The 15,858-nt window shown below is 71.5% G+C and carries 12 protein-coding genes; 7 read left to right on the top strand and 5 right to left on the bottom strand.

All coding sequences use genetic code 11. The features are described from left to right. Nucleotides 1–21: 21 nt before the first annotated feature. The 3 genes from GR130_RS31950 (at nt 22) to cimA (ending at nt 4,006) form a co-directional block, all read left to right on the top strand. Complete coding sequence (locus GR130_RS31950; RefSeq protein ID WP_159507920.1) at nt 22–639, top strand: TetR/AcrR family transcriptional regulator; 618 nt, start codon at nt 22–24, stop codon at nt 637–639. Between the two features lie 126 nt (nt 640–765). Next, on the top strand, nt 766–2,082 hold the full coding sequence (locus tag GR130_RS31945; RefSeq protein ID WP_159507919.1) for an MFS transporter: 1,317 nt from the start codon (nt 766–768) through the stop codon (nt 2,080–2,082). A 283-nt stretch (nt 2,083–2,365) separates the two neighbouring features. Then, nucleotides 2,366–4,006 (top strand): citramalate synthase, encoded by a 1,641-nt coding sequence (gene cimA, locus GR130_RS31940; RefSeq protein ID WP_159507918.1) that lies wholly within the window; start codon nt 2,366–2,368, stop codon nt 4,004–4,006. A 228-nt stretch (nt 4,007–4,234) separates the two neighbouring features. Here cimA and GR130_RS31935 read toward each other — a convergent pair whose 3' ends face one another. Continuing rightward, nucleotides 4,235–4,858 (bottom strand): YceI family protein, encoded by a 624-nt coding sequence (locus GR130_RS31935; RefSeq protein ID WP_159507917.1) that lies wholly within the window; start codon nt 4,856–4,858, stop codon nt 4,235–4,237. Nucleotides 4,859–5,105: 247 nt separating this feature from the next. Between GR130_RS31935 and GR130_RS31930 the strand changes: the two genes are divergently transcribed. The 4 genes from GR130_RS31930 to GR130_RS31915 all read left to right on the top strand — a co-directional run bounded on the left by GR130_RS31930 (nt 5,106) and on the right by GR130_RS31915 (nt 10,524). Beyond that, nucleotides 5,106–7,583, top strand: coding sequence for a polysaccharide lyase 8 family protein (locus GR130_RS31930; RefSeq protein ID WP_159507916.1), 2,478 nt, complete (start codon nt 5,106–5,108; stop codon nt 7,581–7,583). Between the two features lie 218 nt (nt 7,584–7,801). Next, on the top strand, nt 7,802–9,385 hold the full coding sequence (locus tag GR130_RS31925) for an acyl-CoA carboxylase subunit beta (RefSeq protein ID WP_159507915.1): 1,584 nt from the start codon (nt 7,802–7,804) through the stop codon (nt 9,383–9,385). A gap of 55 nt (nt 9,386–9,440) precedes the next feature. Continuing rightward, a complete protein-coding gene (locus tag GR130_RS31920) occupies nt 9,441–9,647 on the top strand; it encodes an acyl-CoA carboxylase epsilon subunit (RefSeq protein ID WP_159507914.1) in 207 nt (68 codons plus the stop codon). A 223-nt stretch (nt 9,648–9,870) separates the two neighbouring features. Beyond that, nucleotides 9,871–10,524 (top strand): DUF4360 domain-containing protein, encoded by a 654-nt coding sequence (locus GR130_RS31915; protein ID WP_159507913.1) that lies wholly within the window; start codon nt 9,871–9,873, stop codon nt 10,522–10,524. Nucleotides 10,525–10,810: 286 nt separating this feature from the next. On the opposite strand, the gene GR130_RS31910 is transcribed toward GR130_RS31915, so the two are convergent. From GR130_RS31910 to GR130_RS31895, 4 genes are all read right to left on the bottom strand, one after another. After that, nucleotides 10,811–11,389, bottom strand: a complete 579-nt coding sequence (locus tag GR130_RS31910) for a GTP-binding protein (RefSeq protein ID WP_073447656.1) — start codon at nt 11,387–11,389, stop codon at nt 10,811–10,813. Then, nucleotides 11,370–11,999 carry a DUF742 domain-containing protein gene (locus tag GR130_RS31905; RefSeq protein WP_159507912.1) on the bottom strand — a complete coding sequence of 210 codons (630 nt, stop codon included), beginning with the start codon at nt 11,997–11,999 and terminating at the stop codon, nt 11,370–11,372. Before GR130_RS31905 ends, GR130_RS31910 begins: the two co-directional genes overlap by 20 nt. A gap of 84 nt (nt 12,000–12,083) precedes the next feature. Beyond that, nucleotides 12,084–12,497, bottom strand: a complete 414-nt coding sequence (locus GR130_RS31900; RefSeq protein ID WP_018087204.1) for a roadblock/LC7 domain-containing protein — start codon at nt 12,495–12,497, stop codon at nt 12,084–12,086. Nucleotides 12,498–12,507: 10 nt separating this feature from the next. After that, nucleotides 12,508–15,633: a sensor histidine kinase gene (locus GR130_RS31895; RefSeq protein ID WP_159507911.1), complete on the bottom strand. Its 3,126-nt coding sequence runs from the start codon at nt 15,631–15,633 to the stop codon at nt 12,508–12,510. Nucleotides 15,634–15,858 lie beyond the last annotated feature (225 nt).

Below are 15,858 nucleotides of genomic sequence, written 5' to 3'. Positions count from 1 at the left end.
GTCCCGACCCCGGAGGTCACCGTGCCCGGTCCCGAACGCCGCCCCCGGCGGCGCCTGAACCAGCCGCGCGAGCAGGTCCTGGCCGCGGCGATGGCCACCATCGCCGCGGAGGGGCTGGACCGGCTGACCATGGCCGGACTGGGCCGCGAGGTCGGGATGAGCAGCGGCCACATCCTCTACTACTTCGGCACCAAGGACGAGCTGCTGCTCCAGACCCTCCAGTGGAGCGAGGAGCAGCTCGGCGCCGAACGCCGAGCCGCCCTCTCCCGCCGCGTCCCGGCCCGCGAGCGACTGGACGCGCTGGTCGACCTCTACCTCCCCGAAGGCCACCGCGACCCGCGCTGGACACTGTGGCTGGAGGTCTGGGTCCGCTCCCAGAACGCCGACGACGAGACCCGCGAACGCCAGCTGGACCTGGAGCTGGCCTGGCACCGCGATCTGGTGGCCCTGCTGGTCGAGGGCGTCTCGAAGGGCGAGTTCCGCCCGGTCGACGCGGAGCGCTTCGCGACCCGCACCCGGGCCCTGCTCGACGGCTTCGGCACCCATCTCGTCGTCGGCCTGCCCGGGACGACCCGCGAGCAGGTGGACCGCGCGATACGGGAGTTCCTCGACGAGTCGCTCACCGTCCCGCAGGACTGACCACCGCCGGACCGGCCCACGGCCCACCGCACGCCGCGCCCGTGACCGCAACGCACGCAAGTACGCGTGATCGTTGCACACCCGGCTCTTGCCGACCCGGCCCGCTCTCCGCGACCGTGAGCGGCTATGGGACAAGCGCAATGGAAGAAGATCTGGGTCGGCTCGGCCGGCAACATGGTCGAGTGGTTCGACTGGTTCGTCTACGCGAGCTTCGCCGTCTACTTCGCCGATTCGTTCTTCCCGAAGGGGAACGACACCGCGAACCTCATGAACACCATGGGGATCTTCGCCGTCGGCTTCTTCATGCGCCCGGTCGGCGGCTGGGTGCTCGGCCGGGTCGGCGACCGCCGGGGCCGCAAGGCCGCACTCACCCTGACCGTCACCCTGATGTCCGCCGCGGCCATCCTCATCGCCGCCGCGCCCACCTACGCCGCGGCCGGCTACGGCGGCGTCGCGGTGCTGCTGCTCGCCCGGATGCTCCAGGGGCTGTCGGTCGGCGGCGAGTACGCGGCCAGCGCCACCTACCTCACCGAGGCGTCCGCGCCCGGCAGCCGCGGCTTCGCCTCCAGCTTCCAGTACGTGTCGATGACCGCCGGCCAACTGCTGGGCCTGGGGCTCCAGATCGTGCTCCAGCGCACGATGTCGGACGCCGCGCTGCACAGCTGGGCCTGGCGGATCCCCTTCGTCGTCGGCGCGCTCGGCGCCGCCATCGTCTTCTGGCTGCGCCGCAGCATGCTGGAGACCGAGGTCTACGCCGAGGACGAGGGCGCCCGGTCCGACCCGGACCGCGGCACCCTGAAGGCCCTGTGGGCCCACAAGCGCGAGGCGTTCCTGGTCATCGCGCTGACCATGGGCGGCACCGTGGCCTACTACACGTACACCACCTACCTCACCAAGTACCTCTCGGGCAGCGCCGGGATGTCCAAGCCGACCGCCTCCCTGGTCAGCTTCTGCGCGCTGTTCCTCTTCATGTGCCTCCAGCCGGTGGCCGGCCGGCTGTCGGACCGGATCGGCCGCCGCCCGCTGCTGATCACCTTCGCGATCGGCTCGACCTTCCTGACCGTGCCGATCATGGCGCTGCTCCGGCACGCCGGCTCCTTCTGGCCGGCCCTCGGCCTCTCGATGCTGGCCCTGGTGGTGGTCACCGGATACACCTCCATCAACGCCTGCGTGAAGGCCGAGCTGTTCCCGACCGGTATCCGCGCGCTGGGCGTCGCCCTGCCGTACGCCATCGCCAACGCGCTGTTCGGCGGCACCGCGGAGTACGTCGCCCTGTGGTTCAAGAACGGCGGTATCGAGTCCGGCTATTACTGGTACGTCTCCGGCTGCGCCGCGGTCTCGCTCGTGGTGTACCTGACGATGCGGGAGACGCGGACCATCGATCTGCACCGGGTCGGCACGGCGGCCGGCGACGACTCCGGGACACGCGTGCTCGCATCCTGAGACACCCGGCGGCGCGGGGGCGGTGGTGTGCCAAACTGCCCCCGTGCTCTCGTTCGCCATGATTATTGGCAGCAGGCGCGCCGGTCCGCAGTGACCGCCCCGTAGGAACCGGCTACGGCGCGGACACCGTCGTCCCAGACCCGCGCGCAGACCTCTCGCACCCGCGAGAGGTTTTTTCGTTTCCGGCCCACCTGCCGCCGGACGCGAAGCGCGAGGGATCATGGAGGGACGGTGGAACCGGTCATTCCGGTAGACCGAGATCCCCGACAGGAGCCAGACCAGCATGACGGACGCACGCGAACCCGCCCCCTCGGCCGACGTCCTCCCCGCCGGCGCGGTGCCCGACGACTTCCACGTCTTCGACACCACCCTGCGCGACGGCGCCCAGCGCGAGGGCATCAACCTGACCGTCGCCGACAAGCTGACCATCGCCCGCCACCTGGACGACTTCGGCGTCGGCTTCATCGAGGGCGGCTGGCCCGGCGCCAACCCGCGGGACACCGAGTTCTTCCAGCGCGCCCGCGAGGAGATCACGTTCCGGCACGCGCAGCTCGTCGCGTTCGGCGCCACCCGCAAGGCGGGCGTCCGCGTCGAGGACGATCCGCAGGTCGCCGCCCTGCTGGCGTCGCAGGCCCCGGTCATCACGCTGGTCGCCAAGTCCCACCTCGGCCATGTCGAACTGGCGCTGCGCACCACGCCGGAGGAGAACCTCGCGATGGTCCGGGACACCGTCGCGTACCTGGTGGCCCAGGGCCGCCGGGTCTTCCTCGACTGCGAGCACTTCTTCGACGGCTACGCCCTGGACGCGGCCTACGCGAAGCAGGTCGTGCGCACCGCGAGCGAGGCCGGCGCCGACGTCGTGGTGCTCTGCGACACCAACGGCGGGATGCTCCCGGCGCAGGTGACCGCCGTGGTGCGGACCGTCCTCGCGGACACCGGCGCGCGGTTGGGCATCCACGCCCAGGACGACACCGGCTGCGCGGTCGCCAACACCCTGGCCGCGGTGGACGCCGGCGCCACCCACGTCCAGTGCACCGCCAACGGCTACGGCGAACGGGTCGGCAACTCCAACCTCTTCCCGGTCGTCGCCGCCCTGGAGCTGAAGTACGGGCGCCGGGTCCTGCCCGAGGGCAAGCTCGCCGAGACCACCCGGATCTCGCACGCCATCGCCGAGGTCGTCAACCTGACGCCCTCCACCCACCAGCCCTACGTCGGCGTCTCCGCGTTCGCCCACAAGGCCGGGCTGCACGCCTCCGCGATCAAGGTCGACCCGGACCTCTACCAGCACATCGACCCGGCGCTGGTCGGCAACACCATGCGGATGCTGGTCTCCGACATGGCCGGGCGCGCCTCGATCGAGCTCAAGGGCAAGGAGCTGGGCATCGACCTGGGCGGCGACCGCGAGCTGGTCGGCCGGGTGGTCGACCGGGTCAAGGCGCGGGAGCTGGCGGGCTACACGTACGAGGCCGCGGACGCCAGCTTCGAACTGCTGCTGCGCGCGGAGGTGGACGGCAGGCCGCTGCGCTACTTCACCGTCGAGTCCTGGCGCGCCATCGTCGAGGACCGCCCGGACGGCACGCACGCCAACGAGGCGACCGTGAAGCTGTGGGCGAAGGGCGAGCGGATCGTCACCACCGCCGAGGGCAACGGCCCGGTCAACGCGCTGGACCGGGCGCTGCGGGTGGGCCTGGAGCGGATCTACCCGGAGCTGGCCACGATGGAGCTGGTGGACTACAAGGTCCGCATCCTGGAGGGCGCGCTGGGCACCGGCTCGATCACCCGGGTCCTGGTCTCCACCAGCGACGGGCGCGGCGAGTGGTCGACGGTCGGCGTCGCGGAGAACGTCATCGCGGCGTCCTGGCAGGCGCTGGACGACGCCTACGCGTACGGGCTGCTGCGGGCCGGGGTCGAGCCGCAGGAGTGAGTGCCCGTGGCACGTGCGGGCGCCGCGGTTGTCCACAGGCACCGGCGGGGGCCGGTGCGGGGCGTTACCTTCACCGCATGCGTGGTGGAGGCGGGGGAGGGGCCTCGCCACGGAGGTGGGGCGGAGTGGGTGGGCCCCTCCTTGGCCGGGGTGGGGATCTCCAGGTTGGGGAGAGGGAGGGGCCCTGCCAGGAAAGCGGCGGAGGCCGGCCGCTCTCCACGGCGGACCTCAGCCCTTCCTGACCGCCGAGATGTCGAAGGTCAGCTTGACCTTGTCGCTGACCATGACGCCGCCGGTCTCCAGGGCGGCGTTCCAGGTCAGGCCCCATTCGGAGCGGAGGATCTCGGCGCTGCCCTCGAAGCCGACGCGCTGGGCGCCGTAGACGTCGGTGGCCGCGCCGTTGAACTCCAGGTCGATGGTGAGCGGGCGGGTGACGTCCTTGATCGTCAGATCGCCGGTGACGCGGTACGTCTCACTGTCGAGCCGGTCGACCGCGCTGGAGCGGAAGGTCATCAGGGGGAACTGCTCGGCGTCGAAGAAGTCGGGGCTCTTGAGGTGGCCGTCGCGGTCGGTGATGCCGGTGTCGATGCTGGCGATCCGGACGTCGATGTTCGCGGTGGAAGCGGCCGGGTTGCCGCCGTCCAGCTTCAGCAGGCCCTCGTGTTCGCCGAAGGTGCCGCGGACGTTGGTGACCATGGCGTGCCGAACGACGAAGCCGATGCTGCTGTGGGCCGGGTCGATGGTGTAGTCGCCGGTCAGCGCGGCGAGCGCGGGGTCCGCCTCCAGTACGGCGGCACCGGCGGCGGCCGGGGCGTCGGGGGTGGCGGTGCGCTTGCGGTGGAACAGAGCCATGGCTCCTCCTCGGGGACGGTGTGCAGGCAGGGGGCACATGCAGCAATGTTGTTTAACCTTCAACGAGATTTACCGTAGCGGCATCTGGTTCAACTTTCAACCTCTTCTTTCCGGACTTCCCCCGGACGGGTGCGGATGCCGGCTTCCGGCGCGGCCATTGCCGCCCCGCGGGCCGCCGTGCTAGACCATCGGGAACTCCCAAGTGCGCAGCGCCACAGTCCGGTTGACGCCGTGGAGAGGACCGACCGTGCCGCCCGAACCCGCCCTGCCCGTCTGGACGCGCCGAGGATTCCTCGCCACCTCCACCGCGAGCGCGCTGGCCCTCGCGCTCGGCCCGGACGCGCCCGCCGCAGCCCGCACCGCCGCTCCGGACCGGGCGGCCGACGGCGCCGACACGGCCGACGGCGCCGATGCGTACGCCCTCCTCCGCCGCCGCTGGTGCGCGCTCGCCCTCGGCACCGGATACGACCCCGGCGCGGCCCCCTACGCCGCCGCCCTCAAGGAGACCGGAGAGATCGCCGCCGGCTTCCGGTCCCGGATGCGGCCGGAATCCGGCTCCCTCTGGCCGGACTGCCCCTACGACCCGCCCGCCGGCATCACCCAGAGCTACGGCCGGCTCGCCACGATGGCCCTGGCCTACGCCCAGCCCGGCACCGGCCACACCGGAGACCCGGCACTCGCCGCCGACGTCGTCGCCGGCCTCGACCACCTCGACCGCACCGTCTACCACCCCGCCACCACCCGCTACGGCAACTGGTGGGAGTGGCAGATCGGCAGCCCCCGGATCCTGCTGGACACCCTCGCGATCCTCGACGAACGCCGGCCCGGCGGGGCCGGCGACGCCCTGCGCGCCCGCTGCCTGGCCGCCGTCGACCACTTCGTCCCCGACAGCGCGCTGGGCGCCTACACCGGCACCAGCACCGGCGCCAACCGCGTCGACCTCTGCCGGGTGGTGGCCCTGCGCGGTGTCCTCGGCCGCGCCCCCGCCAAGATCGCACTGGCCCGGGACGCCCTCTCGCCGGTCTTCCCGTACGTCACCAAGGGCGACGGGCTCTACGCCGACGGGTCGTTCATCCAGCACACCTGGGTCGCCTACTCCGGCACCTACGGCGCCGTCCTGCTCGACGGCCTGGGCCGGCTGTTCACCCTGCTGCGCGGCTCCCCCTGGGAGGTCACCGACCCGCACCGGCAGGTCGTCTTCGACAGCGTCGAGCACGCCTACGCGCCGCTGCTCCACAACGGACTGATGATGGACAGCGTCAACGGGCGTGCCGTCAGCCGCGGTTACCTGCGCAGCGACGAGCGGCACATCCTGCGCAGCGACCACTTCCACGGCCATGCGCTGATCGCCGCCATCGCCCTGCTCGGCGAGGGCGCGAGCGCCGCCGAACGCGACCGCTGGCACGCCATGATCAAGGGCTGGACCGCCCGCGACCGTACGCTGCCGGTGCTCACCGACCGGCAGTACGCCGTCGCCGACCTCGCCCGCCTGGGCCGGATCGCGGCGAGCGCGGTGCCCGCCGCCCCGGAACCCGTCGGCCACCGGCTGTTCCCCGCCATGGACCGCGCCGTGCACCGCCGCCCCGGCTGGGCCGCCGGACTCGCCATGGCCTCCGACCGCATCACCTACTACGAGAACGGCAACGGCGAGAACCGGCACGGCTGGCACACCGGCGCCGGAATGCTCTACTGGTGGCGCGCGGACCGCGGCGGCGACCAGTACACCGACGCCTACTGGCCCACCGTCGACCCCTACCGGCTCCCCGGCACCACCGTCTCCACCAAGCCGCTCGCCGACAACGAGGGCGGCGGCTGGGGCGAGCCCAGACCCGCCGCCCGCTGGGTCGGCGGCACCACCGACGGCGAGTTCGCCGCCATCGGCCAGGACCTGCGCGGACTCGCCTCCACCCTCACCGCGAAGAAATCCTGGTTCGCCCTCGCGGACTGCGTGGTCTGCCTGGGCGCCGGGATCACCTCCCGCGACGGCGTCCCGGCCGAGACCGTCGTCGACAACCGCGCGCTGGGGGAGTCGGGCACCGCTGCGCTCACCGTCGACGGGGTGCGCCGGCCCGGCGCCCTCGGCCGCACCACCGCCTTCCGGCGCGCCCACTGGGCCCACCTCGCCGGGCACGGCGGCTGGGTCTTTCCCGGATCCCCAGGCGGAGCCCCGCTGCGGGTCCGGCGCGAGGACCGGACCGGCGCCTGGCGCGACATCAACAGCACCTCCGCCACCGAGCCGTACACCCGCCGCTATCTCACCCTCTGGCATGACCACGGCACCGACCCCACCGACGCCGGCTACGCCTACCTGCTCATGCCCGGCGCCACCGAGCGAGCCCTCGCCGCCCGCGCCGCCGACCGGTGCTGGCTGACCCTGCTCGCCAACGACGCGGGCCGGCAGGCCGTCGCCGTCGACTCGCTCGGCCTAACCGCGGCCAATTTCTGGCGGGCGGGCCGCGCGGGGCCGCTGGCGAGCAGCGGGCCGGCGAGCGTGCTGGTCCGCGAGCGGGGGCGCGGCATCCGGGCCGGGCGCACCGCCGTGGTGTGCGCCGCGGCCCCCGAGCGCACCGGGGAAACCCTGGAGATCACCTGGTCCCGGCCGGTGCGCGCGGTGCTCCGCCACGACCCGTCCGTCGAGGTGCTGACCGTCGGCGACACCCTGCGGCTGCGCCTCACCCCGGGCACCGCCTGTACCACACACACCTGCGAGGTGCGGCTCGGCTGACCTGGTCGGGGCGCTGTTTCCTACCGTTGGTCGGCACAACATCACCCGTTCGGCGTTTGTCGGCACCGTACAGACGCTGGACACCGCGTCCACCCGGCGACAGGCCGGTAGCCGCGCCTCGTGCAGCGTGGTTCTGTATTGCCTGCCCACCAAATGGCACCCGACGTTGTACGAAACCGACATCGGTGTGCGGGGCCTCGCCCACGTACCGTCGATACATGACCACTGTCGAAGATGCGCCCGCCGGTGCCAACGACGCCCGCGGGCGCGTCGCCGAACTGCACGCGATCCGCGAGCAGGTCCGGCGAGGCCCCAGCGAGCGAGCCACCGAAGCGCAGCGTGCCAAGGGCAAGCTGACGGCCCGCGAGCGGATCGACCTGCTGCTGGACGAGGGTTCCTTCAACGAGGTCGAACCCCTCCGCCGCCACCGCGCCACCGGCTTCGGCCTGGAGGCGAAGAAGCCGTACACGGACGGTGTGATCACCGGTTGGGGTACGGTCCACGGCCGTACCGTCTTCGTCTACGCGCACGACTTCCGGATCTTCGGCGGTGCGCTGGGCGAGGCGCACGCCACCAAGATCCACAAGATCATGGACATGGCGATCCAGGCGGGTGCCCCGCTGGTGTCGCTGAACGACGGTGCCGGCGCCCGTATCCAGGAGGGCGTCTCGGCGCTGGCCGGCTACGGCGGCATCTTCCAGCGCAACACCAAGGCGTCCGGCGTCATCCCGCAGATCAGCGTGATGCTCGGCCCGTGCGCGGGCGGCGCGGCGTACTCGCCCGCGCTGACCGACTTCGTGTTCATGGTCCGCGACACCTCGCAGATGTTCATCACCGGCCCGGACGTGGTCCGTGCGGTCACCGGCGAGGAGATCACCCAGAACGGCCTGGGCGGCGCGGACGTGCACGCCGAGACGTCCGGTGTGTGCCACTTCGCCTACGACGACGAGGCCACCTGCCTCGAAGAGGTCCGCTACCTGCTGTCGCTGCTGCCGGCCAACAACCGGGAGAACCCGCCGACGGTGGCCTGCGAGGACCCCGCCGACCGCAGCGGCGACGCGCTGCTGGACCTCGTCCCGGCGGACGGAAACCGGCCGTACGACATGCGCAAGGTCATCGAGGAGATCGTCGACGACGGCGAGTTCCTGGAGGTCCACGAGCGCTGGGCCACCAACATCATCTGCGCGCTGACCCGCATGGACGGACGGGTGGTCGGCGTCATCGCCAACCAGCCGCAGTCGCTGGCCGGCGTGCTGGACATCGAGGCGTCCGAGAAGGCCGCCCGCTTCGTCCAGATGTGCGACGCCTTCAACATCCCGCTCGTCACGCTGCTGGACGTCCCGGGCTTCCTGCCCGGCGTCGACCAGGAGCACGGCGGCATCATCCGGCACGGCGCCAAGCTGCTGTACGCCTACTGCAACGCGACCGTGCCGCGCATCTCCATCATCCTGCGCAAGGCGTACGGCGGCGCCTACATCGTCATGGACTCCCAGACCATCGGCGCGGACCTGACCTATGCCTGGCCGACCAACGAGATCGCGGTGATGGGTGCCGAGGGCGCCGCCAACGTCATCTTCCGCAAGCAGATCGCCGAGGCCGACGACCCCGAAGCCATGCGCACCCGCATGGTCAAGGAGTACAAGTCCGAGCTGATGCACCCGTATTACGCGGCCGAGCGCGGCCTGGTCGACGACGTCATCGACCCCGCCGACACCCGCCAGGTGCTGATCCGCGCGCTCGACATGCTGCGCACCAAGCACGCGGACCTGCCCGCCCGTAAGCACGGCAACCCGCCCCAGTAGCCCCGTACTTCACCGTCCTTCACCGCATCGACTTCGACGGAGAATCGAGACCGCCGTGAACCCTGCCCCGGGCACCGCCGCCCCCATCCGTGTCGAGAAGGGCCAGGCCAGCGAGGAAGAACTCGCCGCCCTGACCGCCGTTCTGCTGGCCCGCGCCGCCCACCGGCCGCAGCCGCCGGCCCGGCCGCGCGCCACGGCCGCCCGCTGGCGCCGGCTGGAGCGCCAGACCGGCTTCCACGGAGCGACCAGCTGGCAGCGCTGAACCGCGCGCCGTACGCCCGTACCGGCCGAGGGGCCCCGCATCGCAGCGGGGCCCCTCGGCCGTTTTCCGGGACCGGTCCGGCGGCGGCCGGATCAAGGCGTAGGTTCACCCCAATCCCGGGGAGCAGAGCTGTTCAAGCGGAGATCCTCGTGCTGGCATGCGCTCGTCATCCGCTCCTGGTGTGCCCGCCCAGCGGGGCCAGGACGACCGGAAGGAAGAGCCCATGCTCAGCACGCTCGGTACCGGCGCCGCGGCGGCGGCCCTGCTCCTCGGATCGGCACTCCCCACCTCGTCGCCCCGGTGGGGAGACGACCCGCCGGCCGGCAAGATCGTCATAGACGTCGCCACGGTCAACGGTTCGGGCTGCAGACCCGGCAGCGCCGCCGTGGCCGTCGCCCCCGACAACACCGCCTTCACCGTCACCTACAGCGAATACCTCGCCCAGGCCGGCGGCAGCAGCAAGCCGACCGACGCCCGCAAGAACTGCCAGATCGCCCTCAACGTCCATGTCCCGCAGGGGTTCACCTACGCCGTCGCGCGGGCCGACTACCGCGGATACGCCTCGCTCGCGCCGGGCGCCAAGGGCCTGGAGCAGGCCAACTACTACTTCCAGGGCGACCCGCAGACGGCCCGCGCGACCCACACCTTCAGCGGCCCCTACGGGACCGACTGGCAGACCTCGGACCAGACCGACGTCGACCAGCTGGTCTACGCGCCCTGCGGCGAGGAGCGCTACTTCAACATCAACACCGAGCTGAGGGTGGACGGTTCGCAGGCCGACCCGAAGGCCACCAGCTACATGGCCATGGACTCCACCGACGGCAGCATCAACACCCTCTACCACTTCGCCTGGAAGCAGTGCCCCGCCACCGGGTGACGGGGATCCGGGACGTCCCGAACGGCTGACACCGGGGTCCGCACGCGCGCGCGTGCGGACCCCGCGCCGTGGCGGCGCGGCCGCGGACCGCTGCGACCCGCGGTCCGCCGGGGCGGTCTCGTGCGCGCCGCTCCTCAGGCCGTGGGCGGCACGCCGGGCCGAGACCCCGCCGCGCCCCCGGGCACGACGAAGGCCCCCGCATCCGGCAGGTGTGCGGGGGCCTTTCGTCGTACGGCGGGTACGCCGGGCACGGGGGGTGCGGCGCGAGTGGTGCCGTAGGGCCGGGTCAGCGCAGGCGGGCCATCAGGGCGTGCTCCACGAGCGTGATGAGCGCGCTCTTGGCCTCGCTGCGGTGCCGGGCGTCGGTGGTGATGATCGGCGCGTCCGGGCCGATTTGCAGCGCCTCACGCACCTCGTCCGGTGTGTAGGGCTGGTGCCCGTCGAAGCCGTTGAGGGCGATGACGAACGGCAGGCCGCTGTTCTCGAAGTAGTCGACGGCCGGGAAGCAGTCGGCGAGGCGGCGGGTGTCGACCAGCACCACGGCGCCGATGGCGCCGCGGACGAGGTCGTCCCACATGAACCAGAAGCGGTCCTGGCCCGGGGTACCGAACAGGTACAGGATCAGGTCCTGGTCCAGGGTGATCCGGCCGAAGTCCATCGCCACGGTCGTGGTCGTCTTGTCCGGCGCGTGCGTGAGGTCGTCGATCCCCGCGGAGGCGGAGGTCATCACGGCTTCGGTACGCAGCGGATTGATCTCTGAGACGGCCCCGACGAACGTGGTCTTGCCCACGCCGAAGCCGCCCGCCACCACGATCTTCGCGGAGGTGGTGGAGCGGGCTGCACCGCTAGAGCTTGCGAAGTCCACTGAGCACCCTTTCGAGCAGTGTCACATCTGGCTGTCCGCCGGCGGTCTCGTCTCCGCCGGGCTGATGGATGGCGACGAGTCCGGCCTCCGCCAGGTCGGCGACGAGGATCCGGGCGACGCCGAGGGGGATGGAGAGGAGGGCCGAGATCTCAGCCACTGATTTGATCTCGCGGCAGAGGTGGCAGATGCGCTGGTGCTCCGGCAACTGCCCCTGCAGCTTGGCGGGCTCGGCGGTCGTGCTGACCAGCGCCTCGATGGCGAGCTGGTAGCGCGGCCGGGTCCGGCCCCCGGTCATCGCGTACGGCCGCACGAGCGGGTTGTTCGAGCCCGTGGGGGCCGGCTCGGGAGCCGGCCGGTGGGGCTGCACCGGCTGGATGCGCGGTGCCTGCGGCTGGTCGTACGGCGACGGCTCGTACGGCGCGGGCCCGGAGGGCCGGGAACCGTACGGGCCGGGCTGCTGCGGGGCGCGCTGCGGCGGCTGCGGAGACTGGGGCCGCTGCTGCCTGCGGCTCGGCGCAGACGGGAAGTTGAAGCGGTTGTGATGGGTGTCGCCCTGCGGACCGGACTCCTGTCCGGGACCGTACGGGTAGCCGCTCGGGGGCGTTGCCACGTCTCCTCCTCCAACTTGCCTGTCTGACGCCGGTCGCGCCACCGAACCCTATGGCCCGGTGGCGGGAAACGCACTGCCTGTCTGTTAGTTGAGAAGGCTGCCCTGCAGTTCGGCGCGCAGGTCGGGCGTCAGGACGGTGCCCGCGCGGTCGACCAGCAGGGCCATTTCGTAACCGACGAGGCCGATGTCGCACTCGGGGTGCGCCAGTACGGCCAGCGACGATCCGTCGGAGACGGACATGATGAAGAGGAAGCCGCGCTCCATCTCCACCACGGTCTGGTTGACGCTCCCGCCCTCGAAGATGCGGGAGGCGCCGGAGGTCAGCGACGTGAGGCCGGAGGCCACCGCCGCCAACTGATCTGCTCTGTCCCGAGGGAAGCCCTCGGACATGGCGAGGAGGAGACCGTCCGCGGAGACCACGACCGTGTGGGACACCCCGGGGGTGTTGTCCACGAAGTTGGTGATCAACCAGTTCAGATTCTGCGCCGCCTGGCTCATCGGGCTCACACTAACGCTCCTGATCGTAGGTGCTGCCGGGGCCGAAGCCCTGTTGGTCATTCTGGGGGACCCCCGAGGAGGGATCCATGCCGGCACTGCGTCCCTGCTGGACACCGCGGCGCAGATTGCTCAACCTGCCGCGGACGTCCTCCGGGGCGCGGGAGACCTGGGGGCCGCCCTGCGCGGTCTGCTCCGCGTTGCCCTCGACCAGGTTGGCCTTGGGCACCCGCCGGGGAAGGCCGGATGCGGTGACCCCGCCCGCCGTCGGCTTGCGCAGTCGCTCCGCCCGTTGCCAGCGCTCGTCGTTGGCGCTGCGCCAGACAGAGCCGTCGTCCTGGCCGGTCTCCGGTTCGGTCCGCTGCTGAGCCTGCGGGGAGCCGCCTCCGCGGCGCGGAAGGCCGGCGTCGGTCAGCGAGTGGATCGCGCTCGCGGTAGGGCCGGGACGCTCGAATGTTACGCGCTCAGACGCATCAGCGGGAGCGGCAGGTCGATTCCGGTCAGATTCCGCTTCGGTTCCGAAGTGGCCGTCGTACGTGGCGCGTTCGGCCCACTCGCCCGTCGGGCCGGGTTCCGGTGCGGTGAAGGGGTGCTGGCCGGTGGTCTGCGCCGGGTCCGGATCGCCGAACGCCTGGCCGCCGTGGGAGCGGTCGTTGTAGAGCGGCTGATCGGCCTCCGGATAGGCCGGCTCGGGGTAGCCGGACTCGGGGTAGGCCGGTTCGGGGTAGGCCGGCTCGGCGTAGCCCTGGTGGCCGGACGGCACCTCGTCGCGGAACAGCGGCCGGGCGTCGTCCTGGCCGCCGATCGGCTGCCCGCCGGTCGCCTGGGCCTCCAGCGCCGCACGCCGCTCCTCGCGGAGCAGCGAGCGGCCCACCGGGTCGAGCCCGCCCGCGCCGTCGCCGTGCCCGTAGGAGTTGTCGTCGAAGCCCAGCTCGGCCGCGGTGCGGTGGTCGCTCTCGTACGGCGTGTGCTGGTGCTCGGGGACGATCCGGGAGACGGTGAAGGTCTCGTCGAACTGGTCCTCGCCGCCACCGCCGTGGGTGATCGCCTCCGGCAGCATGACCAGCGACGTGGTGCCGGCCTGCTCGCCCGAGGGGCGCAGCTGGACCCGGATCCCGTGCCGGTCGGCCAGCCGGCCGACCACGAACAGGCCCATCCGCTGGGAGATCGCGGCGTCCACGTTCGGCGGGTTCGCCAGCTTGTGGTTGATGTCCGCGAAGTCCTCGGGGGTCAGCCCGATGCCCTTGTCGTGGATCTCGATCATGATCCGGCCGTCGGGCAGCCGGGTCGCGGCCACCTTCACCTTGGTCTGCGGGGAGGAGAACGTGGTGGCGTTCTCCAGCAGCTCGGACAGCAGGTGGATGAGGTCGGTCACGGCGGTGCCGTGGATGTCGCTCTCCGGGACCCCGCTGAGCTCGATGCGCTCGTACGACTCCACCTCGGACGTCGCCGCCCGCAGCACGTCGATCAGCGGCACCGGCTGGTTCCAGCGGCGGCCCGGCTCCTCGCCCGCGAGGATCAGGAGGTTCTCGCCGTTGCGGCGCATACGCGTCGCGAGGTGGTCGAGCCGGAAGAGGTTCTCCAGCTGGTCCGGGTCCGCCTCGTTGTTCTCCAGGTTCGTGATCAGCTCCAACTGGCGCTCGATCAGGCCCTGGTTGCGGCTGGAGAGGTTGGTGAAGATCGCGTTGACGTTGCCCCGCAGCAGCGCCTGCTCGGCGGCCAACCGGACCGCCTCGCGGTGCACCTGGTCGAAGGCGCGGGCGACCTCGCCGATCTCGTCGGTGGTGGAGATCGGGATCGGCGTCACCCGGGTGTCGACCCGGCCCGGGTCCGTACGGGAGAGCTGGTCGACCAGCATCGGCAGCCGCTGCTCGGCCACGCCGAAGGCCGCGTTGCGCAGCTCCCGCATGTTGCGGCTCATCCGGCGGGCCATCATCCCGGCCACCAGGAACGCGGCGATCAGGGCGGCCAGCACGATGCCCGATTCGACGAAGGTGGACTGCTTGGCGTCCGAGGAGATCTGCCCCGCCTCGTTCACCGCCTTGTCCGCCAGGTCCTTCTCGATGGACCGGTACATGTCGAACTTGCCGGTGGCGGCCTGGAAGTAGGCGTCGGAGGTGACACCCTGTGCGGCCAGCGTCTCCGGCGCCGCGCCGGACGCGATCAGCGTCGACATCTGGTCCATCGACGGCGGGGTGCGGAACGTCTGGCCGACGGCCTGAGCCTGCTCCTTTGCCCGTGCGATCTGCTGCTGCGCCGACTGCTGGAGCGCCGCGCCGTCCTTCTGGAGCCGCGACACGTCGTCGGGCGTACCGCCGGAGGTGTACTCGCCGATGGCGATGCCCTCCAGGTAGCGGTACGACGCGAACGCGGTCAGCTGCGTCTTGTGCTCCTTGCCGCCCTGCGGGGAGGCCGGGTCGACCAGGAGGTGGGTGCCGATCGAGCGCTCCAGCGACGCGGCGGCCTTCGCCAGCGAGATGGCGTAGACGGTGCGCCCGTAGGAGGTGATGTTGCCGGTGCCCAGGCCCAGCTCGTTGGCGAACTCCATGAGCGGGTGCTGGATCCCGACGTAGCCCTCTTCGGTCTGCACGCCCTGGAGCTTGGAGGTGAAGGCGACCTGCCGCAGCTGCGCCAGCTTGGGCTCGGTCTTCTCGAACAGCGCCAGCCGGCGCTTGAGGCCCGGCTTGTCGGGCATCGACTTCGCGGCCTCGTGGAACTGCGTCGCGGCGGCGTCGGTGGCGTCCCGCGCCTGCTGGACGACCGGGTCGTCCTTCTTGCCCTTCAGCAGCGGCGCCGCGGTGCGGTCCCGCTCGTCGATCAGGGCGTTGCTGTAGGAAAGCGCGGAGCGAACGAGTTTCGCGGTGTTCTCCGCGTCCTGTGCGTCCTGCCAGGTGCCGAAAGAGCCGTTTACCCGCAGGACGCCCAATATGAGGGCGAGGAGTACCGGGATCAGCAGAATGGCGTTCAGCCGCGTGGCCACCCGCCAGTTCCGCGGGGAGTACTTCCCGCCGCTGACCGGAGGCTTCGCGACCGGGTTCTCGGACGCGTCGGAAGCCGGTACGTCACCACTGCGGGGTGGCGGGGTGAAGTTGCCCCGCCGCGGTTCCTGCGGCTCGGGGCTCGACGTGCTTCGCCTCACTCGACCAACAACCTCTCGGCGCCGGCACGGTATTGCTGTGCCGTTTCTTCTGGGCGTTACTACTCCGGAGTTCAGCGAATTTCAGCACGTCAGGGCGGTGCGTTCCAAACACTGAACAAAGCTGGAGCAGTTACCGAAGGGTGCGAGATAAAAGGGGCGTTAGGGGCGAGGCGCGGCAAAAGGCGGGAGAAATGTGAGCGCAGCGAAGCCGGGCATGCGCGTGCG

The sequence above is a fragment of the Streptomyces sp. GS7 genome, from assembly GCF_009834125.1.
GTDB lineage: Bacteria > Actinomycetota > Actinomycetes > Streptomycetales > Streptomycetaceae > Streptomyces.
Note: the sequence above shows the minus strand (reverse complement) of the source record. Positions and strands in the feature narration are given on the sequence as shown.